This is a genomic window from Moorena sp. SIO3A2 (assembly GCF_010672265.1).
In the GTDB taxonomy this organism is placed as follows: Bacteria; Cyanobacteriota; Cyanobacteriia; order Cyanobacteriales; family Coleofasciculaceae; genus Moorena; species Moorena producens.
Genome location: NZ_JAAHHC010000005.1, coordinates 147,619 through 169,422 on the forward strand (window position 1 = coordinate 147,619; position 21,804 = coordinate 169,422).

Here is a 21,804-nt window from a genome sequence, read left to right on the forward strand (position 1 = left end):
TGATAATCAATGACTAACTAACTAACAGTCTAGAATTTATCAAACATGTTATAAAAAAAATTAGGTGGATAGTATGGTAGGGGATAAGAAAGCTGAATTGGTCAGTCTATTTGAGGAATTTATCAGTTCATATCCCTACACACCGGTTGGGTTAAGTCACATGGCAACCTACAAGGATCAGCGTCGCCTTTGGTGTCGGAATTTTGAAGCAATCTCTGCTATAGTGGACTCTGGAGAAGCTATAACAGAACCGATACTGTTTCACCTATTCCCTGATAGAGAATTGGCGATTACGTTGAATAGTCAATATGGTGAGGGTGATGATTCATGGATACTAACTATTCCTAGAAAACGTGATAATTATTTAGAATTACGATTGCCATTAAAACTGAAATATCAGCATAAATGGATACAAAGGTTAGTAGAGCAGATTGGTTACGACATCCTTGAATTTGTTGGTTGCTGCACTAAGCATCCTAATCAGTTATCAGCAGCTTGTGATCAGTTTTCTACAGGGGAATACTCCAAAGGTTTTCCGACGGAAATGCTGACGAATCTCCTCAATGGGCTGCAACCAGATAGGTTTCTGTTAATCAATGATAATTCTCGACAGGTTATCAATTATTTTGTTAATACATCCTACGGAAAGAGACTGACAGATTATCCAGCAGCAAATACTACAGGATTGAAGCTGATTAAAGCATTAGATCACACTATGCATCAACCGGGTGTTCCAGTGCTCAGGGATAATGATTTATTCGATATGTTTTGCTACTGGTTGGTTGCGGTTAAAGGGTATAATTTTTCGGGTAAAGAGGAGGTTATCGAATTTACCTCTGATGCTTCAAGGAGGGCGTTACTAGAGGACTATACGGTAAGCGAATGTGCTAAAGATACTGGTTTTGATATAGCAGAGTTAGAGGCATGGATACGTGCTATTGAACGCAAAGGACAAGGAATTTTTTACGGCCCACCAGGTACAGGTAAAACCTATAGTGCTCAAAAAATTGCTAACCATTTAATCAGTGGAAGTGATGGATTCACAGAACTTGTCCAATTCCATCCTGCCTATTCCTATGAAGACTTTATTCAAGGTATTCGTCCACAAAGTCAAAATGGGGAATTGAGATATCCTTTAGTTCCAGGCAGATTTCTAGAATTCTGTAATAAAGCTGAGTCTCGGCAAGGAATTTGTGTTCTAATCATCGATGAAATTAATCGTGCTAACCTCGCTAGTGTGTTTGGAGAATTATTGTATCTACTAGAGTACCGGGAGCAAAAAATTCCCTTAGCTGGCAGTAATCAACTATTCAGTATCCCGAAAAATGTTCGGATCATCGGCACTATGAATACGGCGGATCGTTCTATTGCTCTAGTCGATCAGGCATTTCGCCGTCGCTTTGCATTTATTCGGCTCTATCCCAACTATGAAATCCTGAGACGATATCACGAAACAACGGATTTTCCAGTTAATGGATTGATTAAGGTTATCGAACAAATAAATAATGCGATCGCAGATCCTAACTACTCCCTGGGAATCTCCTTCTTTCTACTAGAAACAATAGCTGAGGAAATTGAAGATATCTGGCGAAGGGAGATTGAGCCATATCTAGAAGAATACTTTTTCGATCAACGGGATAAACTAGACCAATTTCGCTGGGACACTATTAAATTAAAAATTAAAAATTAAAAATATAGCGTTTCAAATACTTATGAAGTAAATTCAATGTTCTTACCCCTACTCCCTACTCCCTACTCCCTATTCCCTATTCCCTGTTCCCTGGGCGTAGCCCTATAAAAAATGAAAATAATCAAACTAACGGAGTATCAGCCAGATAAGATTCCACGCTACCAGATTCCAGAATCGATAATCCATGAATTGCAGCAAAAATACAGCAATCAGGTAACAGTAAATCTTGAATACTCCAAAACCGGGGATTACTGGCAACTAACCTCTCAAGGATGGGTAGGTTATATTCCCCTAACCAATGAACTGAGCATCCAACTCCAGCCGAAAGTCCCTCTAAACAATCTTTTCGGAATGCTTGACTATGCCTATAATCTTAGAAGCTTTCACATTCTAGAGGGGTTGATTGATTGTAAATCTCTAGAAGAATTTTACGATTACCTGGTCAGTATCCTCATTAATGGCATACGCGATCGCATTCGCCAAGGACTCTACCGTACCTACATCCCCACAACTGGTCAACTAGCATACCTTCGGGGGCGTTTGGATGTACAGCAAACTATCCAGAAGCCATGGGATATCAAACTTAACTGCCATTACGACGAACACACTAGTGACATCGAAGATAATCAGATTATCGCTTGGACACTCCACTGTATCTGTCGCACTGGTTTATATAGCGCTAAAGTAAGTCCAATGTTGCGGCAAGCCTATCATGCCCTACAAAACCTTGTCACCCTACAACCTTATAGCGCTAGGGATTGTATCGGACGAAACTATAATCGGCTCAATCAGAATTACCAAAGGTTACATGCTCTTTGCCGCTTTTTTCTCGAACACAGCGGACCAAGTCATAAAACAGGTAGTAATACCATGTTGCCCTTTCTAGTTAACATGGCAAAACTCTATGAACGCTTTGTTGCTGAATGGATAAAATCCCACTTACCTAGTGGCTTTGGCGTTAAGATACTCGAAAAAGTAAACATCGACAAGACATTATATTTTTACATTGATATAGTACTCTACGAGGTGGCAAATGAGAAAACATGCTGCATTCTCGATACTAAGTATAAAATCCCTATTAGTCCATCTCGTGATGACTTTAACCAAGTAGTAATCTATGCTATTACACAAGATTGTCAAGAGGCAGTTTTAGTATATCCAGCTCCTTTAACTCAGCCCCTTGATGTTAAAATTAGTGATATTCGAGTCCGCAGCTTGACGTTTTCTCTTGATGGGAATTTGGAAGAAGCTGGTGAACTATTCCTAAAGAAATTAACAGGATTTACCCAGAAATAGGAAACAAACCCTACAGGTAGAGTGACTAATGATTAAACAGACTTGATATCATTCATCATTGGCCAATTCCTCAACCCCCTGATGAATCACGACTGGTGTTCCCACAGATGCCCAATCAAATAACCACTCAGCATGATCCACAGCTACATTGACACAGCCATGACTTACTGGAGTACCAAACTTACGATGCCAGTATGCCCCATGGATAGCATAGCCCCGGTGGTAATACATCGAATAAGGTACATTAGCCAGATCGTAATCTGCACCACGCATTCTGTCCTTGCGACGCTTGGATTGAATAGTGAATGTACCAGGATGGGTAGGTGTTGAATCTTTACCAGTGGAGACAATGATTGCATAAACCGGTTGTCTACCTTCCCAAGCAATCAGCCTTTGATTGGTTAAGTCTATCTCAATCCAGCGTTCTTCTGAATCTTGTAGTTCCATCACTCTGGTAGCGATTTGCTCACTTACAGGATTGGTCAACGCTGGTGTTGTCGAGACAGCCAAGGCGATTAGCATCAGTGGGAAACTGGCAAACCAGGTTCTTAAGGGACTTAGCCAGTGAAAAAACATATAACCTTAGCAGTCAATCAAACAAATCACCCATATCATAGCCTCAACTTAGAGAATCAGGGGCTAATCGTTGCTTTAGCTGTTTTGCTCGTTTTGCGATCGCATTCCAATTCCCCTCATCAATCAGGGATTTAGGAAACAAATTCCCAGAAAGACCGACAGCGATCGCTCCGATATTAATCAATTCCTGAGCATTGTCTATGGTAACACCACCAGTAGGAATTAAAGGGATGTGACCGAGTGGTCCAAGTAAGGCTTTGATGTAACTAGCACCACCGACCGCCTGAATCGGAAACACCTTAACACAGCTAGCACCAGCATCCCAAGCTGTCACAATTTCTGTCGGAGAAAGTGCTCCGGGAACCACTGGCACCTTAGCAGCTACCGCTGCTTTAATCACTGCTGTATCTACATGGGGACTAAAGATAAACTGTGCTCCAACATCAATTGCCTGATGTAACTGAGATTGGTTTAATATCGTGCCAGTACCGATGATACAGTTTGGTAATTCTCTATGGAGCTGACTAATCAACTCAGGAGCATCAGCACTATTCCAAGTAATTTCAATTAACCGTATACCCCCAGTGGCTACTGTCTTAGCCATCTGCTCTCCTAGGGATTTCGAGGATGCTCGAATCACAGCAATTACTCGCTGCTGTCGTAATAGGTTTAACCAGTTATCAGTGATCAATTCTAGTTACCATTAGTTAAGCTCAACACCCTCGTGGGTTCCCGTAGCGTGACCTACGGTCAAACCGCATCTGCATAACTAGCAACTTGGGTTAATAAAATTTATATGACTTTCATAGAAAATGAAAATACAAGATTGAGACATTATTTAGCAAGACTACATCGACGCACTCTGTGCTACTCTAAATCTGAACAAGCGATGCAGCAAGGTCTTGGGGGTCTCTCCACACTCGCGCATTGCATCAATAAAATCTTGCATTTATCAATTAGGCTTCTTATTTATTATTTAAATTATCATAAAATTCCCCTTTATAGTTAAATCATTTCGATATTCAGCAACGCCCAATTTTGAGACAGTGTTTTTAAGTTCACTGAGCAATTGCGCTGTGAGGTAAGTTACGATGGTTTGATACTGGATTTAGGAAAATTAATCTATGAGCCTCGTTTTGGAACGTGAGACACCACCTTTGCGAGAAGATGAAACCGGAGCGATTCGAGTTGGAAATTCAAGGGTTTTGCTAGAGACTGTTATTCGAGCGTTTCAAGATGGTGCATCCCCTGAGTCTATTGTCCATCGATACTCGACTCTATCTTTGTCCGATGTTTACAATACAATTGGCTACTACCTTCGACACCAAAATGCGGTAGAAACATACTTAAATCAGAGAGAGCAATTAGCTGAATCAGTGCAGCAACGTTTGTCTAGTATCCAACCTGATCTCAGCGTAATTCGTACCCGTTTGCTATCTCAGCACAATCATTAGAAAGGGTATTGTGCTGTATTTGCCTTTGTGACCAATAATTACTCACTCTACAATACTGTACAATTTAGTAAATATTCGGAAATTTATGCTTAAAAGCCCGTGACGAGGATTGAACTCGTGACCTCACCCTTACCAAGGGTGTGCTCTACCACTGAGCCACACGGGCTAGATTGAAATTATTAGATTTACATTATTGGTTTGATTTAGCCTATTGTACTTTGGCCAAATTTACTCTGCCAAGGTATCAATTAATCAGCTTTTGATTTACCGAGGCCAAACCAGTCATGGTAATTAGTTAACGGTTAAAATCAGCAAATATTATGCTGACTTATCAAAAGCATATTTAGGTTATATCTCAAACCATTGTGGTGGGCCGGGCTGGATTTGAACCAGCGTAGGCATAGCCAACGGATTTACAGTCCGCCCCCATTAACCACTCGGGCACCGACCCTTTTAGCTCACATTTATAAATGTTAGCACAGCTTTTAGGAATTGTCAATTTTTTCAGGAAATCGACCGGAATTAGCCAATGCTGTAAGCGTTGTGCAATGCCCACCAGATCAGAACGCTGATACTGCCCAAAACCAGAATTGCTGAAATAACAACGGCTTTCGGGCTATCAGCTCCTTTAAACTTCATGATGCCACGATTGAGGTCTGACATAGTTTGTCGCTCCTGTTTGAGTTATCAGGGATCTAACCAACAAGTCGATTATAGCCAGGGCTAAATCAGGGGGAAATTTACCGATTAACCTTGGTATACTCAGCTTTGAGCGGTTATACTCGGCTTTTAAAGTGATCTCAGTACTGAAAACCTAGAGAAAAGTATAGGAAAAATTTATAAAATATATAGGATTTTCTTGTGAAAGTATTGCTATTAACCTTGGCAGTGCTAGTCAGTTCCTTGGTAGCGCTAGAGGTGGGTTTACGATGGCTGCTGGGCTTCGGTAATCCCCTGATTTATGTGGCAGATGAGGAAATTGGCTACTTGCTAGCCCCTAACCAAAGCACCAGACGGTTTGGCAACCGCATTGTCATTAATGAATATTCCATGCGCAGTCCCACCACTACTCCTAGCCCACCGCCATCGATGCTGCGGGTGTTCCTACTGGGGGATTCTGTTGCCAATGGGGCTTGGTGGACAGACCAAGACCAAACCATATCAGCACGGCTCCAATCTCAATTAGAACTATGGCTGACCAAAGACGTCTTACCAAGTCTAACCAAGGAGAAACCATTTGAAACAGTCGAAGTCCTTAATGCTTCTGCTAATTCTTGGGGACCACGAAATGAGTTAGCCTATCTACGACGCTTTGGCACCTTCAACGCCCATGTAGTGGTATTACTGATTAATACCGATGACTTGTTTGCTACAGCACCGACTTCTGTACAAGTGGGACGCGATCGCAATTATCCCAGCCAAAAACCCCTCTTAGCCATAGCCGAGATCTGGAGTCGCTATCTCCTGAGAGCACCAGCTATTCCTGAAATGGAAGCAGTCAGAGCAGAACCAGGAGACCGGGTTGGCTTTAATCTCAAGGCCATTGGGGAAATTAAGACCCTAACTGATGCTGCTGGAGCCAAGTTAGTGCTAGGGATGACCCCCCTACTCCGGGAAATTGGTACCAAAGGACCTCGTGACTATGAGTTAAAAGCCCGTAAACGCTTGAGTGACTTTACTGGCGAGCACAACATTACTTATCTAGATTTTTTACCAGTGTTCAATAACACCGAAACACCAGAAATACTTTACCGTGACCACATTCACCTTAGCCCCCAAGGAAATCAGAAAGTCAGTGAAGTTATATCAGCTCAGTTGACATCTCCCCCGGTTGAAACACGGGGGATTCTATGAGGATGTGAAGTCGCAGCGGTTTTCCCGTGCGACGCTTCGCGAACACAGCTCATTCGATATGATTTTTTAAGAGAGTTAAAAATGTCATACCTATGCGGGAGTGTCAAAGCTCCCCTACCCATCTTGGTTAGATCGAGACCTAACTGTTTGGCTACTTTCCTAGTAATGTTTCCCGCGCCATTACAGTCTGCATTAACTAGGTATCCTTCCTTGGTCTTATAAAGCCCGCGCCTTACTCTTTTTCCCGAAGGTTGCCATCCACTGGGTTTTTCACCGTGCTTAGGTAATGGGTCTTCGTCCAAGTACGACGCTTTACTTGTGTAAGATTCCTCAGTTACTGTCAATTTAATGCCATACTCAGGGCATATTTGTTCCAGCCTTTTGATTAATCTTTTTGTAGGAATTACTACAAAATTTTGATTACCTCTTCGACCTATATTAATTGAGTCTTTTTGTCGTTCATTCCATCCGATTACAATATTCCCAATGCGGTCGTTGAGGCAGCGATTAATAATGAAACGGGCGGCTTTATTGACTGCATCCCGCATTTGGTTATTTCGATTCCGCTGAACTCTATCTAAGTTCGTATCCCAATAAAACTCAGGCTTCCCGGTTTTGTATTTTGCGACCAGGCGAGCATAACCCTGATTCATTGACTTCAGCTTTCGACCATCAAGGATTAGACTCTTTCCATGAGTCGATACACCGGTCAACCAATTATCGCCACCATGATCGAAACTCCATGCCTGAGAATAATCAAGATTTGGGTTATCCTCTATCGGCTGTTTTTCATCATCTATCACCCAGTGGATCCATAGTTGCCCTAAATATGGTCGAATAGTCACCTCTTTGACCCAATCTGGGTCAAAAAAATACGGAGCTTCTAAGGCTATTTCAGTAAGTAATTCTGATTTACTCTCTTTGCTTATAGAAGGATAAAATAAACCTTCTTTGTAAGTAAGAGCTTGCCTGGGAAAAGTAACAGCTGCTAGTCCCCCTTTCTTTCGGTATCTAAGAAGCCTTGGTCTGTCTACCTGGCCTTTATAGTAAAGTCCAACTAATTGGTTGTAACTTGTAATTGATTCAGCCACAGACTTGAGAGTTTGCTGTGCTGATTGGGCGGCCATGGCTTTGTAGTGGGGGTTTTCTTTCAGCTCTTTACAAAGCTCTGCGTATTTAACCCCGCACTTATAAGTTCTCCACCCATACCGCAGTACATCTTCCTTCCAGTAAGTGGTGTAAGCCTCTACTTGTTGCTCTAGCCAACTGTAATGCTTTTGTTTAGAGTAATAAATCGCACAATTCCATAGACTGTTAGCATTCTCACATTGAAACAGCCAAAAAGCTTTTTCTTCATCATTAAATACTGCTTTTACAGGAATTGTTTTGTACATCTTGATCATCACCTCCTTTCAAATATTGTGACATATCTATAGTTTCATTAAATAGTTCCATTAAATAGTTTCATGGGTTCGAGATACGACTGGATTAATCCAGTCGCTCTGTTTCACACCCGGTCTAAAAACGCAGGGCTCTCACATTTCGGGGTGTCTTGGTAGCTTCATCAGTGATCACACTGGTCAGGTAAATGATCAAAGCCACAGGGGAAAAGGTTGATCGCAAATCCGAATTCAAGACCCCCTGTTGAAGTCAGTCCAGGCAGACTTTGTACTTATTTGTTCCTTACCCTATTGGGCTCCCCCTAATGTCGGTCAGTTACAAGTGCAACTGACCCCTACATCATCAACAACAAATCAACAACAAGTCACTAACACGGAACTGTCATGACGGAAGTATGGAGTTTATGATTCCCATTGTCTACGTTGTGCCAAACTTGACCATCAAGAGCCATCTGCTCAATCAAACTGGCCAAGCGCAGTGCTTTCAGAGCTTGTTCACCTCCGACAGAAGGTTGATTACCACCCCGTACACAATTGACAAAGTGTTCTAACTCAGCATGGAGTGGTTCAATATTACTGGTATAAACCTTCTCAATCAAACCATCCTGTCGGTAAAGCACTTGACCATAGTCGGTCATATAATTGGCAGTGGTTTGCCGATGAATTAGAATCTCATTATTTAGGAAATCAGCTTCCGTCAGAGAATTTTTGCAATGGGCAGCGATGCGACGGATTTTTCGGTGTGTCACTTTACTGGCCGTGACAGTACCAACAATACCATTGGCAAACCCCAAGGTAGCAGTGACGTAATCTAAATACCCGGAATCAGAAGCACGGCTGCCACTAGCGGTTAACCTTGTCACAGGTGAGGCTACCAATTCTAGTAATAGATCTATATCATGAATCATGAGATCCAAAACCACCGAGACATCATTGGCTCGGTCAGAGTAGGGACTCATGCGATGAGCTTCCACAGCCAGCAATTGTTCTGTCTTGAGAACTTTGCTCAGTTCAAGGAAAGCTGGGTTAAAACGTTCAATATGTCCAACTTGGAGAATACATTGGGACTCTGCTGCTGCATTTACTAACGATTCTGCCTCAGCAATACTAGCGGCAATCGGTTTTTCAATTAAGATATGCACTCCAGCTTGTAGACAAGTCATCCCGACGTCATGATGTAGACGGGTCGGTACTGCAATGCAAACCGCCTCTACATAGGGAAGAAGATCGTGATAATCTTCAAAAAAGCGAACACGGTACTTACTGGCAATATTTAAACCACGCTCGACGTTAATGTCTGCCACACCCACAATTTCAACGTCTTTGAGAAGACTCAAAACTCGGGCATGATGTTGTCCCATATTGCCAACGCCAATCACACCGATTTTGATTGGCTGCGGTAAGTTGCGCTGGACTTGATGATCTAGATGTCTTTGATAAGTACTATTCTGCACTCTTTTTTGCTCCTCCACCACTGGTAATAAGTCGATTTACTTAATCTAAGTCGCCTTAAACCATCCAGATAGTACCACAGCAACTATAAATGTGAAGAATTTCAAAGCTTTGTCCATCCCACTCAAGCTAAAAGAACCTTTAAAACATGTGTTCTATATTTATTGTGGTTTGACGAAATATGGAACACTAACCCTATGTGTCAGTTTGTGGGTTGTCTGTTGACAGAGCAATGAAATTATTAATTGGTAGTTGTAGTAACAGTGCAAAACGTTTGATTAGGCATTATCCTGATGAGACTTGTGATATCTGGTTGGATCATGTCTAAGAAAGTAATTGTGTTGTTATCTGGAGGTTTAGACTCTGCTACAGTTTTGTATCAATCAGTAGGAGACGGTTATGAGTGTTATGCCCTTTCCTTTGATTATCAGCAGCGACATCGACGAGAACTCAAATCAGCCTACGCAATTGCTACTGCAGCAGGTGTTAAGGAACATCAGGTAGTCAGGTTTGACTTACGGCAGTGGGGAGGTTCAGCGTTAACCGATGATAACCTTGACCTACCCAAGGAGCGTAGTCTAGAGCAGATGTCTCAAGAAATCCCCATTACCTACGTTCCAGCCCGTAACACGATTTTTCTGAGCTTTGGCTTATCCTATGCAGAAGCAATTGGTGCTGAGGGAGTCTATGTGGGTGTCAATGCCTTGGATTATTCTGGGTATCCAGATTGCCGTCCGGATTATATCAAAGCAATGCAGACAGCTTTTGATTTGGGCACAAAACAAGGTAGGGAGGGCAATGGAATTAAAATTTTCACTCCTCTGATTGACCTGAAAAAAACCGAAATTATCCAATTAGGCAATCAGCTGGGTGTTCCTTGGGAAAAAACCTGGTCATGCTACACAGGTAACGATCTAGCTTGTGGTGTTTGTGATGCTTGTCGGTTGCGATTGGCTGCCTTTGCTGAGTTGGGATTGGACGATCCACTTCCTTATCAGGAAGGCTGAGTGCCTCAGTGTGAAGGGTGCTGAGTAAACTGAGTAATCAGTGTGTTGGTAGAAGAACAGGGATTTTCATTCCTGTTGGATACTAGGAGAATTGATTTAGCCGATAGTTACGTCTGGCGTAGATACGGTAAACCCCTGTATCTGCCAGCAATAATTCTTGATCAATCACTAACTGGTAGCCTTTCCTTTGGAGTAAGTTTGTGATCTGCTTTAGTTTTATCCCTGCTGTAATCTGATCAACCTCCATGACAATTTGCTGAATTTTTTCCCAATCCTTCTCCTTGATGCCAGCCAAGATATCTAGCTGAGGTTGATCAGCATTAATTTTGAGTAAATCAATTTTTTCAATGTTCTGTTTATGAATAAAACTAGATATAGTCTTTGAGTGCTTGGAAAGTCCAAAATTGAAGACTTTGGCATTGGAGCCATACAGTGATGCATTGATCTGCAACAGTTCAAAAACATCTGGTAAGGCTTCAAAGGAGAATAGTCTGGCATTTTTACAGATTTGCTGGGCAAACAGGGTGAACATACCGATGTTTGCCCCTATATCAAAAATACAATCCCCATCATGGATAGTTATGCCATGTTTAATATAGGTTTGTTTTTCAAATATTTCTTGATATAATTCCTCAGTTTCTTGTTCATTTTCATGAACAATTACTAAATTATTTGGTAATTGGTAATCGTTATAATTAGCTAGTAATGCTTCGGCTTTAAGAATATCAAAATTGGTAGCTAACGTTAAGTTATACTGATGATTTGCTGATAAGGGCTGATTGGCAGGAGACCTGATCCAATCTTCAAAACTTGAGGAGATGACAGGACTGCCATTTTTTTGAGTAGATATTAGACTAGACTTATCAAGTATTTGTTCAACATCTTGATTAGATTTTGATAAGTTTATTTGGGATGGAATATTTATATCTTCCATCCATAAATTAACAGATTCATTGAAGGGTTCTGCTGTCAGGGTAGCTGTTAGTTTAATAGTTATTTCAGATAGTTTATTTGCGTTTAATACCATAGGTATTTTCGTTAACTATATTGATTAAACTGCACAGTAGTAATATCACTAATTATAAGTAGTTATATCGACAGAGATATTACTGACTTACTTATAGTGTAGTAAAGCACCCTGATTGAATTTTAGTTAATTAAAGCAATTTTAAGCAATCTTAATTTAAATTTCATTAAAATTATAAAAATCAATAAGACTCTGGCGATATTCTTTACCCTGGATTTTATGTTAATCCTCTTCCGAATATAATCATTTCGACATGGATTTAGATGGCAGTTGACTTAAGAGTAAATAAACCTGTATCTATACAATATTGACTCATCCATGTTAGTAATTGGTTGCCATTTTGGCAAAATTTTCGGTTATGAGGAAGGAGAGGCCGTGAGCCACGCTACGCGATTGACCGTAGGTCACCCTAAGCGAACGGATATTCTGGAGGAGCGAGAAAATCCCGATGACCAGCAATATGTGGATCAGTAAGGGTGAATAAAACGATAACGACTGATCATACTATGAAAATATTTATAGTTACTGGTTTAACGTTGAGTAGTTTTACAAAAATATGCGATCGCGTCCAATCAAAGCATGTCTTGTGAATCCAATGGTGTCCTTTAGCTCAACCTCCTCTGACCGAAATTAAAGTCAATCATTATGATTCCAAATACTGGGAGTGATTTTCGGGATACTCTGGGGGGTCAAACCGAGGTATATTTTATAACCTATAGGTTGCACTAAATTTAAGAGGTTGACGCTTGACGCTTGACGCTTGAGTGTCAGGGATAAACGGTCAAAAAAAATTAAACTAGTGACCTCAAACAATCCAAAACCGAACTAGATAAGGAACTAGATATAGTTAAGCATCTTCAATATCTCAATATCTCAATTGATTTAAAACTCCCGTTTAGGATACTTGTTTTATTTACCAATAAAGTATACAATAGTCAATGGAAATTAAGTCAATTTAAATTATAACTGTTGAAACTCTTCTTAATAACCAGGGTCACTGGTCTTTTCTTGCCACTAAACGTAACTAGTTGGTAACGAGTCAGCAGTCAGCTCTCGGCTGTGGAGCTTCTCAAGATAGGTGTCCACAATAGCTCATCTCTTCCTGCTCAGATAGGTACTACGGAATTATTCTGATCAGCAAATTCAGCACCATGTCACCCACAGAAGCGGTTGTCGGGCAAAAGCGATGCAGCGCAGCCATTGGGGAGCAAGTGCGGTCTTGGGGAGGCAGCGCGGTCTTGGGGAGGCAGCGCGGTCTTGGGGGTTTCCCCCATGAGCGACTGCCGTGGTCCCCCCGGAGACGAAACCTTAGACAGGCTCGCCTTTATGGTTGGTAGGTTATGCAAAAAAGGGTTAAAACTTATTGATTAAGGCTCAACTGTCTTACGGTAACTTCAAACCATGAGCGACTGCCGTGGTTCCCTCTCTCGCGGTTTGCATCAACACAATGTCACCACAATCTAAGCAAAAATGTCACAAATAGTAATCATCAAGGGTACCGTCAAACATAAAACTTGCCACCATACTAGATATATCAGTAAGCCCACCTACAACAGTCTTTTTCCCCGAGCTAGACTGTTTTACCCATCAAGGTGTAAGCTTAGCGGGAACTGGCAAGGGGTTCAGTCATTCATGTATAAAAGGTACAATAATCCCGCCGATGGCGGAGTATAACGACGAGTAAAGTAGAAAAAGACACAATAAATGCAGATTTTCTTTCTGATCTGGTTGGGACAGCTAGTATCCCTTCTGGGGTCTAATCTTACCGAATTTGCTCTGGGCGTTTGGGCTTACCAGACTACTGGTTCAATCACCCAATTTGCCCTAATTTCTTTATTTATTCACCTACCCAATATTATTATCTCACCCATAGCTGGTACATTCGTAGACCGGTGGAATAGACGCTGGGCGATGATTCTCAGCGACTCCGTGGCAGGGGCTAGCACACTGGTGGTTATGGCTCTGGTGTTCTCGGGCAGGTTAGACATCTGGCACATTTACCTAGTCGTAGCAATCAGTTCAACGTTTAAGGCTTTCCAGTTGCCAGCCTATACAGCAGCTACGACTCAGCTGATGCCTCAAGAACATCTTAGCCGTGCTAATGGCATGATGCAAGCCTCTAGGGCAACTGCCAAGATTCTTGGACCGACCTTGGCGGGTGTGCTGCTGGAGACCATTCACTTGCAGGGAATTCTATTAATAGACTTCATCACATTCATCTTTGCCCTAGCGACATTGCTAAGCGTTCAGATTCCCCATCTCCAGTCTAGCCATCACACTCATCAAAAGCAAGCCCACTTCTCCCAACTGCGCCAAGATCTAGTATCAGGCTGGCGTTACATTGCCAAACGGCAAGGACTGCAAGGGTTGCTGATGTTCTTTGCCGTGGTCTACTTCACTATGGGTATTCTTCAGGTGTTGTTCTGGCCACTGGTGTTAAGCTTTGCCTCCAGTGCTGAACTTGGGGTCATTTTATCTATTGGCGGTTGTGGGATGCTTATTGGTAGCTTGGTCATGACTACCTGGGGAGGACCCAAGCCCAGGATATACGGTATTTTTAGCTTTGTAATCCTGCAAGGCTTGTTCTTACTTTTAGGTGGGTGCCGCGCTTCTGTGAACTTAGCTGCTCTTGGAGCGTTTGGTGTTTTATTTGCTCAACCCATTATCGTTAGCTGTAATCAAACTATCTGGCAGAACAAAGTCCCAGCTAATCTGCAAGGACGGGTCTTCGCCTTACAACTGGCCATCGAAAACTCCTTATTGATCCTTGCCCACATGCTAACCGGACCGTTAGTCGATCATGTTTTAGAACCGATGATGGCTACCGATGGACTGTTAGCAGGTAGTATTGGGCATATCATTGGAGTTGGTCCAGGGCGTGGGATGGGCTTGCTGTTGCTGTTGATGGGAATTCTGAACATCCTGGCAAGCTTTATCGCTTATCGATATCCACCCATACGGCGAGTGGAAAAGGAACTGCCGGATGCGATTCACCCTAACCTAGGTTTAACTACTTCGACTAGTGTTTGATACCAAATTCGCTCCAAAAACCCCCGTTATGATTCCAGCATTCTTTCTCCTGTTCTCCTGAAGCTCCTGAAGCTCCTGAAGCTCCTCATGCTTTTTGCTGAAAAAGGGGGTAATTAACCCGGATTTGGTATGAAACGTTTCCTAACTCCTGGGATGGGCGAAGTATTTACATACAGATACTGATCATGGTTCAGGGGAAGATGGGGAAGATAGAGAAGATAGAATTGTTGTGCTCTTCCTCAATTCCCTCTCCTGATCACATTTGCCTTACCTGTTCTGACATGATTTATGCAACAATTGGGACGCATCGTCAATGCTTTGCCCCTAAAAATTAAACACGCTCTGAGTGGGATAATTCTATTCACCTATGAAAATTGCTATTATCACCTCTGGATTCTTGCCTGTCATTGATGGCGTAACAGTTAGTGGATTATCTAGGCTACAACGACTGAGTCAGTGGGGACACCAGGTGTTGTTATTTTGTCCTGAGTACAGTGCTTTAGAACATGTCTATCCCAATTGGCGAGATTATACTGGTCAAATCCTGCCTGGAGTGAGAATCATCAATTTACCGAGTACCTCATTCATGGACTTGGACTTTGAGCGTCAGGTGCGCAGGAGTTCCTATTCAATCCTCCTCCAGGAATTAAAAAAATTCCAGCCCGATATTATTCATGTTGATGAACCAGAAAGACTGTTTTTTGGATTTTTTCGAGTGCCTGGGGTGGCTTTTGCCAAAAAAGCTGGTATTCCCTGTGTGAGTTTTTTTAGGACTAATTTTATTGACTATGCCGAAGATTACTTTTCTCTACCGTCTCTGGTCGTCGCTGGAATTAAATTTATTTTTAAAACCATATTGATTTCAGTGTATAATTCTTATGATGTCACCCTAGTTTCTAGTCGGATTACCCATAAAAAAATTATCAATCTGGGCATTAAAAACACCCTACATGCCAATTTAGTTGGCTTTGATGCTAGTAAATTCTATCCTGGTTTACGGGAAGAACAGTTTTTCGAAAAGAACTATGATATTCCAGAGGTTGAGGGGAAAGTTAAGTTAATTTTTCTAGGTCGGTTAACTCCAGATAAGGGGTGGGAATTTACCCTAAATGCCTTTTCACGAGTTGTACAAGAGGTCAACAGTGACAAAATCGCACTGATCATTGCTGGTGATGGTTCGATGCGGGATGAGATTGCTACCCGCTTAAGCAAGTTAACACCTAATAGTTACTTACTGGGTAGAGTGCCACCGGAAAATGTTCCAGCTCTTTTGGTCAACAGTGATATTCATATCACAGCATCAGAAAAGGAGACTAGAGGGCTAACTATATTAGAAGCCTTCGCAGCTGGAATTCCTGTGCTCGCTCCTGAAGCAGGTGGGGTAGTGGAGAATATCCAAGACGGATGGAATGGTTTTTTGTTCACTCCCCAGAATCAGGAAGATTTCTGCGACAAGCTCAAAGTATTAATTGAGAACCCAGCGTTGCGACAGGAAATGGGTCGCAACGGTAGGGAGTGTGTTTCCCAGTATGGTTGGGATGAAAGGGTTCAGAATTTAGTTGGTATTTGGGAAAAGCAGATTGCCAAGAAAACCCACTGATATCAAGTCCAGTTAATTACTCAAGAGAATAGCCTATCGCTTTTTGGTAATGGGTAATGGGTAATGGGTAATGGATAATTGGTAATTGCCTATTACCAGCTAACGGATAGGATGAGTACTCCCATGGACTTGATCGGATTCAGTGGGGTTCTGTGTGTTTAAGGTTTAATAGTAGTCGGTTTCTGGCTGCGGCATTGGTACCATCTCAAAGTTGGATGGATCACGAAGATAACGAATGGCATCTTCTTCTAAGCGGTAGGTTATATAGGATTCAAGGGTATTTGTGTGTTTGAGGGCAGAAAGATAGCCATCGATATATAGCCGCAATTCATCGAAGCTATAACCTCGATTCCACAAATCGACTAGGGAGTCAGTAAGTTTTTGATAGCAGCGTATAGCTTGAGGATCTTGCAGCATAGTCTTAAGAAATTTTGAGTATCAACAGTAGCGGTATTGGCTCACTCAGTAGAAACTCGGATACGCCAACTTAACTTCAGTTTAGCAAAAGTAGCAAGTCCTCAATACTTTTCTCAATTATTTGTTATGTTACCTAGACTAAATTGCATCTTATATGCTATAATCTAAAATGGTCAGTTAAAATTAATGGTAAATTGAAATTTTACTATTGTCCTTATTGTCCCTCTGACCTGGTCCATTTGCTGCCACTAGGAAGTCGTATTGGAAGAACGCAAGCCAATATCGGGATCATAAGTAGCAGTTGTTACAGAATGTTGACCTGACCTTTGCTATGATTAAATACCAACGGCTAAGGCTAAGAGGACTTTAATGTGCCGTGGGCTCAGTTAGAATTCAGATTATTGAAGGAAACCCTCATTTGCGATCGCTTCTAGGGTCGCACCTGAAGAAATCCGGTTATGGGGTGTACCAATCACAAAATCTTGAGCAAGCCAAGGAAGACTTTCACCATCGCCAACCCACTCTGGTTATCCTAGACTCTGATTTACCAGACAGCGATGGGGTTGAATTTTGCTGCTGGCTTCAGCAGCAGCGAAAATCTCTAATTTTAATGTTGTCTGCTCGTAATAGTGAAAGAGATATCGTCACTGGTCTTAAAGCTGGGGCAGACGATTACCTCACCAAGCCCTTTGGTATACAGGAATTTATGGCACGGGTGGAAGCCCTAATTCGTCGCCTCCGCATTACGGTAGCTCCCCTGTCTCTGGACTACGGTGATCTCAAAATTGATTTAGTCCAGCGTCGTGTCCGCTTCAAAGAAGAGTTTATTGACCTGACTCCACAAGAATTTAGTTTGCTCTATGTACTCGCCCAAGCAGAGGGAATGCCTTTGAGTCGCTCTGAATTATTGCGCCGCGCTTGGCCCAATGCTATTGACAATCCGCGCACCATCGATACCCACGTCCTTGCCCTACGCAAAAAAATAGAAACTGATCCTCGACAACCCAACATTATTCAAACGGTTCGCAATGTTGGCTATCGGTTTAATCAAGGCATAAACGAGAATAATCCAAAACTTGGGACAGAACTGGCAGCCCAAAAGATTTATTAATGGTTAATTAACCATTAACCATTAACCCTTAACCCTTAACCATTAAATCCTGATCAACCAGCGTCGCCGATACATCCCATAGAGAATCAACCACCACAACAGTACATTGACTATGGCAAAGATCAAAGAACCATTCATGGCTCCAGCCCACGACCGAAACAGATTTTCATAAATCCAAGTATAGGTACTCACAGCATTATCACCTGTCCCTACCTTAGTTCGATATAGGATGCGAACTACTAAACCAGATGCGACAAACAGAAAAATCGCATTTAACCCCATTACTTCTAACGGCCATCCCCATCTGCGAAATCCCCGCACTTCAATTAACTCATAACAAGCAGCTAGTAACAGCATCGACCAACCAGCAGAAAAGACTACATAGGAACTTGTCCATAACTGCTTGTTAATTGGGAACCAGAAATCCCAAACCCAGCCTAAACCAAGACAACCTACACCAAATAGTACTAATCCCAAACTAGTGCGGGACGGTATCGGTTGATGGCGTAGCCAGTCCCCAACGAAATAGCCAGCCAAGACAGTTACTACCGCTGGGAAGGTGCTAAACAGTCCTTCTGGATCAAATTGAGCTTGTTTATACAAATGGTTTGTTCCCAATACCATACGGTCGATATAGGCAGCAAAATTCCCTTCCGGTGTCAGATTACCAGCACCATAATCAGGAACTGGTACTAAAGACATCGCTGCCCAGTACCCTAGCAAAACTATTCCGGTCAGTACCCACAAACCCCGTCGTCTTAGATTTAGCACTGCTACAGCACTAAGGAAATAGGCAAGACTAATGCGCTGCAAGACACCCATAATCCGAATAGTATCCCAGTTGTAAGTCGGAAAACCATTGAGCAGTAAGCCTAGGGCAAATAGAATGGCACATCGCCTGCCAATACGCCAATACCCCTGGGATACGGATTGGTTGTTATTGGTGTACTTGACTAAGGAAAAAGCCATTGCTACACCAGCAATAAATAAAAAGGCAGGAAATACTAAGTCTGTGGGTGTAAAACCATGCCACTTAGCGTGAAGTAAGGGGGGATAGACATAAGACCAACTTCCGGGATTGTTGACTAGAATCATGCTAGCCATGGCAATACCTCGAAAGACATCAAGAGAGGTTAGACGCATGATAGGCAAGAGGCAATAGGCAATAGACAAGAGGCAATAGGCAATAGACAAGAGGCAATAGGCAATAGACAAGAGGCAATAGGCAAAATTAAAATAACCGTCAACTGTCAACAAATGATTAAGCCCACTCTTGAGATGCTTTAGCTTCTGCTTGTACTAATCTCTCTCGTAATTGTTGCCAATTAATCTGCTCAGCTGGACTGTCTTGGAGTAACTGAGTATCTTGCAAATACAATAGTCGATTACAAAATAACTCAGCCATATCTAGCTGGTGATTGACCATCAAAATTGTGATCTGCTCCTTTCGGGCTAAATCGGTAAATACCCTGATCACCTGAGAGGCTATACCAGCATCTAAGGCTGAGGTGGGCTCATCAAGTAACACTATCCTTGGTTGGACAACTAGTGCTCGTGCGATCGCAACCAATTGCCGTTGTCCCAAAGACAGTTGTAACTCTGTACGCTCTAACCACTCCGCTGGGATGCGCAGTCTCTCTCGAATCTCTTGTGTCCGTTGTGCGTTCGCGTAGCGTGGCCTACGGCCAATCGCTTTTTTTGGCAGCTGTTGCAATACCAACGGATAAGCTAGAGCCTCCTGAACGGTCATTCCTAACAATTTTGGTTCTTGAGGAACCAGCATGATCTGTCGCCGCAATTCTAGGACAGGGATATTCCGGATGTTCTGATTATCTAGGTAAATTGTTCCCTGGGTGGACTCACTTAATCGGTTCAACAGCCGCAACAGAGAGGTTTTACCAGCACCAGATGGTCCAATCACGCTGATGCGATCGCATGGGCTGACCTCGAAAGAAATATCAGTTAATATAGGTATTCCAGCTGCTTTAGCCCTGGTTGAGAGGGTCAGGCTTACCTGCTTTAGCTGCAACAGGGGATTAGTCAATCGCTTTGCTCCAATTAAAAATTATCAATGTTTTAGCTGAGAGCTCTCAGCTAATGGGCTACAGATGGTGCTACAGATAGTGCTTTTATAGCGCTACGCCCAAGTCAGCAAGGTTATTGCGTCAGAAGTCAAAAGTAAGGGATTACTTACGTTTCGGAGTTTAGGAATGTCAAACATCTTAATGGGTAGTGCTATAGTACCTCAAGTACCGTGCGCGTAGCCCATTAGCTGAGAGCTGAGAGCTGATAGCTGAATGCTTACATCAAACCCTGATTGATAGCTGTGGTTATGGTCCAGGCATCTACAAGTAATAGCAAGAGGGTGAATCCGAACAAAATTAGATACATCCAAGGCTGGGCTAGGGGACGAATATCGGTAGTATCTATCCCGGTATAGTTTTGTACTAACTTAACTAAGCGATTAAATCCCACTACTCGCATTGGCAGCAAGTAAGCTTGGTCATAAGACTGGCTAACGAAATAGTAAACAAGCCCTCCTTGACCTGTGGTGCGCATTTTTAAGTCTTTCACCTCTTTCCAGTGTAATTGCCAACCTTTGCGGAAGAATCGGGGCACCCAATTGGGATAAGCTACCTGAATTTTTTCGTCATCTACAATCACCTGTTCGCTTAAGGCACCATAGAGGGCGATAAATCCTAAGCTAATTCCTATCCACAGGATTATTGGCGATACCGGAGTCGATGATACTTTAGCTAAAAACGGTAATGGTATCAACAGCGCCCAATAAAATGTGATTAGGGTAATCCGAATTATAGGAGAGATGCGAAATACAGAAGGGCTATACTGTTTATTTTCAGGGTTATTTTCAGGTTTAGTTTCAGATGCTTTTTTTTGATTTGGTGACATAATTAAAATGGTTTAATCAGGGAATAGGTAATAGGGAGTAGGGAGTAGTAAAAAGGGCAGAAAAATTTTAAGAATTAATTTATTATACCTCAAGGTTTAATCCCTTAGCGACCATTCAAAAATTTTCAACGTCTTCTTTAGTTAAACCAGTTGTTGCCACGATTAAATCCAAATCAATCCCTCTTGCTTTCATAGCTTGGGCTATTTCTATAGCTTTCTCTGCTCTCCCCTGTAATTTTCCAGCTGCTTCTGCTCCTGCCAACAGGCTAATTTCATACCGTTTATTTTCCAGATATTTCTGATAAGCAACCCTTTCTGGTAATGGTAAATTATCAATCCTGAGCTTATCCTTGGCCTCGGCTAATCCTCTGGCTTGGAACTCTTCCTTGATTTCACTATTCTTTAGGAAATAGATCCATTCATCTAAATTGTTTCTAGTTACATTATCAAACTGGTTGACTCTCAAGATATAATATTCGGGAAATATCTGGTATACTTTCTCTAGTTTGAACAACTCTTTCTGGAGACTGGATAACCCTAAGGAGTCTTGATGATGACGACCTCGTAAATCTAGTTTCCCTTCATAGATGTAATCTTGTCCTTGCCCCAGGGTAAAGTAAACAATATTAATGGAGTAGACTTTTTTGAGTTTACTATAGGGCTCTCCTTTATCTAGATATTGCGTGAGCAGTGTGGAGACGCCAAATAGCATCCGGTGAAAGTAATCATTTTCGGAACTATTTTGGACTTCCACTAGCAGTAACTCTCCAGCACTATTGAGCGCTAGAATATCAACCCGATTCAGTTTATTGTCTTCGGTGAGCCGATTACTTTCGCCTTCTAAAATAGATTCAATAGTAATCTCTTCTCCTAGTAATTCGGTGATCAAGCCTTCTAGGACAACATAATTAGCTTTATCCCTCAGCAGTTTTTTGATCGCCCAGTCAAAGCGGATGTGTGTCTTGGCCATGATTAGTAGG

The 21,804-nt window shown here is 42.2% G+C and carries 21 protein-coding genes, 2 tRNA genes and 1 pseudogene; 11 read left to right on the forward strand and 13 right to left on the reverse strand.

The annotated features are described in order from the left end of the window. The first annotated feature begins 73 nt into the window (after positions 1 to 73). Together F6K64_RS06820 and F6K64_RS06825 are read left to right on the forward strand one after the other, a co-directional pair. On the forward strand, positions 74 to 1,690 hold the full coding sequence (locus F6K64_RS06820) for an McrB family protein (RefSeq protein ID WP_071105967.1): 1,617 nt from the start codon (positions 74 to 76) through the stop codon (positions 1,688 to 1,690). Positions 1,691 to 1,801: 111 nt separating this feature from the next. Then, positions 1,802 to 2,986 carry an McrC family protein gene (locus F6K64_RS06825; RefSeq protein WP_287265121.1) on the forward strand — a complete coding sequence of 395 codons (1,185 nt, stop codon included), beginning with the start codon at positions 1,802 to 1,804 and terminating at the stop codon, positions 2,984 to 2,986. A gap of 48 nt (positions 2,987 to 3,034) precedes the next feature. Here the strand turns inward: F6K64_RS06825 and F6K64_RS06830 are convergent, their stop codons facing one another. Both F6K64_RS06830 and F6K64_RS06835 read right to left on the reverse strand, forming a co-directional pair. Beyond that, complete coding sequence (locus F6K64_RS06830; RefSeq protein ID WP_287265122.1) at positions 3,035 to 3,508, reverse strand: L,D-transpeptidase; 474 nt, start codon at positions 3,506 to 3,508, stop codon at positions 3,035 to 3,037. Between the two features lie 97 nt (positions 3,509 to 3,605). Then, positions 3,606 to 4,253: a bifunctional 4-hydroxy-2-oxoglutarate aldolase/2-dehydro-3-deoxy-phosphogluconate aldolase gene (locus F6K64_RS06835; protein WP_287265124.1), complete on the reverse strand. Its 648-nt coding sequence runs from the start codon at positions 4,251 to 4,253 to the stop codon at positions 3,606 to 3,608. Positions 4,254 to 4,343: 90 nt separating this feature from the next. Here F6K64_RS06835 and F6K64_RS06840 point away from each other — a divergent pair. Beyond that, positions 4,344 to 4,571 (forward strand): annotated as a pseudogene (locus F6K64_RS06840) (IS1 family transposase); the annotation flags it as partial. A 115-nt stretch (positions 4,572 to 4,686) separates the two neighbouring features. Then, positions 4,687 to 5,016: a DUF433 domain-containing protein gene (locus F6K64_RS06845; protein WP_008187807.1), complete on the forward strand. Its 330-nt coding sequence runs from the start codon at positions 4,687 to 4,689 to the stop codon at positions 5,014 to 5,016. A gap of 94 nt (positions 5,017 to 5,110) precedes the next feature. On the opposite strand, the gene F6K64_RS06850 is transcribed toward F6K64_RS06845, so the two are convergent. The 3 genes from F6K64_RS06850 to F6K64_RS06860 form a co-directional block, all read right to left on the reverse strand. After that, a tRNA-Thr gene (locus F6K64_RS06850) sits at positions 5,111 to 5,182 on the reverse strand. A 200-nt stretch (positions 5,183 to 5,382) separates the two neighbouring features. Continuing rightward, a tRNA-Tyr gene (locus F6K64_RS06855) sits at positions 5,383 to 5,467 on the reverse strand. Between the two features lie 71 nt (positions 5,468 to 5,538). Then, a complete protein-coding gene (locus tag F6K64_RS06860; RefSeq protein WP_008187806.1) occupies positions 5,539 to 5,679 on the reverse strand; it encodes a hypothetical protein in 141 nt (46 codons plus the stop codon). A 198-nt stretch (positions 5,680 to 5,877) separates the two neighbouring features. Here F6K64_RS06860 and F6K64_RS06865 point away from each other — a divergent pair, with 198 nt between their 5' ends. Further along, on the forward strand, positions 5,878 to 6,870 hold the full coding sequence (locus F6K64_RS06865) for an SGNH/GDSL hydrolase family protein (RefSeq protein WP_008187804.1): 993 nt from the start codon (positions 5,878 to 5,880) through the stop codon (positions 6,868 to 6,870). On the opposite strand, the gene F6K64_RS06870 is transcribed toward F6K64_RS06865, so the two are convergent. Both F6K64_RS06870 and F6K64_RS06875 read right to left on the reverse strand, forming a co-directional pair. Beyond that, a complete protein-coding gene (locus F6K64_RS06870; protein WP_044494236.1) occupies positions 6,828 to 8,264 on the reverse strand; it encodes an RNA-guided endonuclease InsQ/TnpB family protein in 1,437 nt (478 codons plus the stop codon). The two genes, F6K64_RS06865 and F6K64_RS06870, sit on opposite strands and share 43 nt — an antisense overlap. Before the next feature lie 374 nt (positions 8,265 to 8,638). Continuing rightward, positions 8,639 to 9,724 (reverse strand): Gfo/Idh/MocA family protein, encoded by a 1,086-nt coding sequence (locus tag F6K64_RS06875; protein WP_287265125.1) that lies wholly within the window; start codon positions 9,722 to 9,724, stop codon positions 8,639 to 8,641. Between the two features lie 291 nt (positions 9,725 to 10,015). Here F6K64_RS06875 and queC point away from each other — a divergent pair, with 291 nt between their 5' ends. Beyond that, positions 10,016 to 10,729 carry a 7-cyano-7-deazaguanine synthase QueC gene (gene queC, locus F6K64_RS06880; protein ID WP_287262982.1) on the forward strand — a complete coding sequence of 238 codons (714 nt, stop codon included), beginning with the start codon at positions 10,016 to 10,018 and terminating at the stop codon, positions 10,727 to 10,729. Between the two features lie 82 nt (positions 10,730 to 10,811). Here the strand turns inward: queC and F6K64_RS06885 are convergent, their stop codons facing one another. Next, positions 10,812 to 11,756: an FkbM family methyltransferase gene (locus F6K64_RS06885; protein ID WP_008187797.1), complete on the reverse strand. Its 945-nt coding sequence runs from the start codon at positions 11,754 to 11,756 to the stop codon at positions 10,812 to 10,814. A 318-nt stretch (positions 11,757 to 12,074) separates the two neighbouring features. Between F6K64_RS06885 and F6K64_RS06890 the strand changes: the two genes are divergently transcribed. The 4 genes from F6K64_RS06890 (at position 12,075) to F6K64_RS06905 (ending at position 16,386) form a co-directional block, all read left to right on the forward strand. Next, positions 12,075 to 12,230: a hypothetical protein gene (locus F6K64_RS06890; protein ID WP_008187796.1), complete on the forward strand. Its 156-nt coding sequence runs from the start codon at positions 12,075 to 12,077 to the stop codon at positions 12,228 to 12,230. Positions 12,231 to 12,907: 677 nt separating this feature from the next. Then, complete coding sequence (locus F6K64_RS06895) at positions 12,908 to 13,093, forward strand: hypothetical protein (protein ID WP_287247799.1); 186 nt, start codon at positions 12,908 to 12,910, stop codon at positions 13,091 to 13,093. Positions 13,094 to 13,460: 367 nt separating this feature from the next. Further along, positions 13,461 to 14,786 (forward strand): MFS transporter, encoded by a 1,326-nt coding sequence (locus F6K64_RS06900; protein WP_287265126.1) that lies wholly within the window; start codon positions 13,461 to 13,463, stop codon positions 14,784 to 14,786. A gap of 367 nt (positions 14,787 to 15,153) precedes the next feature. Continuing rightward, positions 15,154 to 16,386 carry a glycosyltransferase gene (locus F6K64_RS06905; RefSeq protein ID WP_008187789.1) on the forward strand — a complete coding sequence of 411 codons (1,233 nt, stop codon included), beginning with the start codon at positions 15,154 to 15,156 and terminating at the stop codon, positions 16,384 to 16,386. Positions 16,387 to 16,551: 165 nt separating this feature from the next. Here F6K64_RS06905 and F6K64_RS06910 read toward each other — a convergent pair whose 3' ends face one another. Beyond that, on the reverse strand, positions 16,552 to 16,803 hold the full coding sequence (locus tag F6K64_RS06910; RefSeq protein ID WP_008187787.1) for a DUF6761 family protein: 252 nt from the start codon (positions 16,801 to 16,803) through the stop codon (positions 16,552 to 16,554). A gap of 376 nt (positions 16,804 to 17,179) precedes the next feature. Here F6K64_RS06910 and F6K64_RS06915 point away from each other — a divergent pair, with 376 nt between their 5' ends. After that, positions 17,180 to 17,914: a response regulator transcription factor gene (locus F6K64_RS06915; protein ID WP_008187786.1), complete on the forward strand. Its 735-nt coding sequence runs from the start codon at positions 17,180 to 17,182 to the stop codon at positions 17,912 to 17,914. A 42-nt stretch (positions 17,915 to 17,956) separates the two neighbouring features. Here F6K64_RS06915 and F6K64_RS06920 read toward each other — a convergent pair whose 3' ends face one another. The 4 genes from F6K64_RS06920 to F6K64_RS06935 form a co-directional block, all read right to left on the reverse strand. Then, complete coding sequence (locus F6K64_RS06920; RefSeq protein WP_008187785.1) at positions 17,957 to 19,057, reverse strand: acyltransferase family protein; 1,101 nt, start codon at positions 19,055 to 19,057, stop codon at positions 17,957 to 17,959. Positions 19,058 to 19,175: 118 nt separating this feature from the next. Further along, positions 19,176 to 19,958, reverse strand: coding sequence for an ABC transporter ATP-binding protein (locus F6K64_RS06925; protein WP_008187784.1), 783 nt, complete (start codon positions 19,956 to 19,958; stop codon positions 19,176 to 19,178). A 257-nt stretch (positions 19,959 to 20,215) separates the two neighbouring features. Next, complete coding sequence (locus tag F6K64_RS06930) at positions 20,216 to 20,824, reverse strand: hypothetical protein (protein ID WP_008187783.1); 609 nt, start codon at positions 20,822 to 20,824, stop codon at positions 20,216 to 20,218. 115 nt (positions 20,825 to 20,939) lie between these two features. Next, positions 20,940 to 21,794, reverse strand: coding sequence for an Rpn family recombination-promoting nuclease/putative transposase (locus F6K64_RS06935; RefSeq protein ID WP_008187782.1), 855 nt, complete (start codon positions 21,792 to 21,794; stop codon positions 20,940 to 20,942). Positions 21,795 to 21,804: the final 10 nt, after the last annotated feature.

What these genes read in the sequence shown, in the direction of transcription:
- F6K64_RS06820 (WP_071105967.1), top strand. Translation starts at nt 74, where the DNA reads ATGGTAGGGGATAAGAAAGCTGAATTGGTCAGTCTATTTGAGGAATTT.
- F6K64_RS06825 (WP_287265121.1), top strand. Translation starts at nt 1,802, where the DNA reads ATGAAAATAATCAAACTAACGGAGTATCAGCCAGATAAGATTCCACGC.
- F6K64_RS06830 (WP_287265122.1), bottom strand. Translation starts at nt 3,508, where the DNA reads ATGCTAATCGCCTTGGCTGTCTCGACAACACCAGCGTTGACCAATCCT.
- F6K64_RS06845 (WP_008187807.1), top strand. Translation starts at nt 4,687, where the DNA reads ATGAGCCTCGTTTTGGAACGTGAGACACCACCTTTGCGAGAAGATGAA.
- F6K64_RS06860 (WP_008187806.1), bottom strand. Translation starts at nt 5,679, where the DNA reads ATGTCAGACCTCAATCGTGGCATCATGAAGTTTAAAGGAGCTGATAGC.
- F6K64_RS06870 (WP_044494236.1), bottom strand. Translation starts at nt 8,264, where the DNA reads ATGTACAAAACAATTCCTGTAAAAGCAGTATTTAATGATGAAGAAAAA.
- queC (WP_287262982.1), top strand. Translation starts at nt 10,016, where the DNA reads ATGAGACTTGTGATATCTGGTTGGATCATGTCTAAGAAAGTAATTGTG.
- F6K64_RS06885 (WP_008187797.1), bottom strand. Translation starts at nt 11,756, where the DNA reads ATGGTATTAAACGCAAATAAACTATCTGAAATAACTATTAAACTAACA.
- F6K64_RS06890 (WP_008187796.1), top strand. Translation starts at nt 12,075, where the DNA reads ATGTTAGTAATTGGTTGCCATTTTGGCAAAATTTTCGGTTATGAGGAA.
- F6K64_RS06895 (WP_287247799.1), top strand. Translation starts at nt 12,908, where the DNA reads ATGTCACCCACAGAAGCGGTTGTCGGGCAAAAGCGATGCAGCGCAGCC.
- F6K64_RS06900 (WP_287265126.1), top strand. Translation starts at nt 13,461, where the DNA reads ATGCAGATTTTCTTTCTGATCTGGTTGGGACAGCTAGTATCCCTTCTG.
- F6K64_RS06905 (WP_008187789.1), top strand. Translation starts at nt 15,154, where the DNA reads ATGAAAATTGCTATTATCACCTCTGGATTCTTGCCTGTCATTGATGGC.
- F6K64_RS06910 (WP_008187787.1), bottom strand. Translation starts at nt 16,803, where the DNA reads ATGCTGCAAGATCCTCAAGCTATACGCTGCTATCAAAAACTTACTGAC.
- F6K64_RS06920 (WP_008187785.1), bottom strand. Translation starts at nt 19,057, where the DNA reads ATGCGTCTAACCTCTCTTGATGTCTTTCGAGGTATTGCCATGGCTAGC.
- F6K64_RS06930 (WP_008187783.1), bottom strand. Translation starts at nt 20,824, where the DNA reads ATGTCACCAAATCAAAAAAAAGCATCTGAAACTAAACCTGAAAATAAC.
- F6K64_RS06935 (WP_008187782.1), bottom strand. Translation starts at nt 21,794, where the DNA reads ATGGCCAAGACACACATCCGCTTTGACTGGGCGATCAAAAAACTGCTG.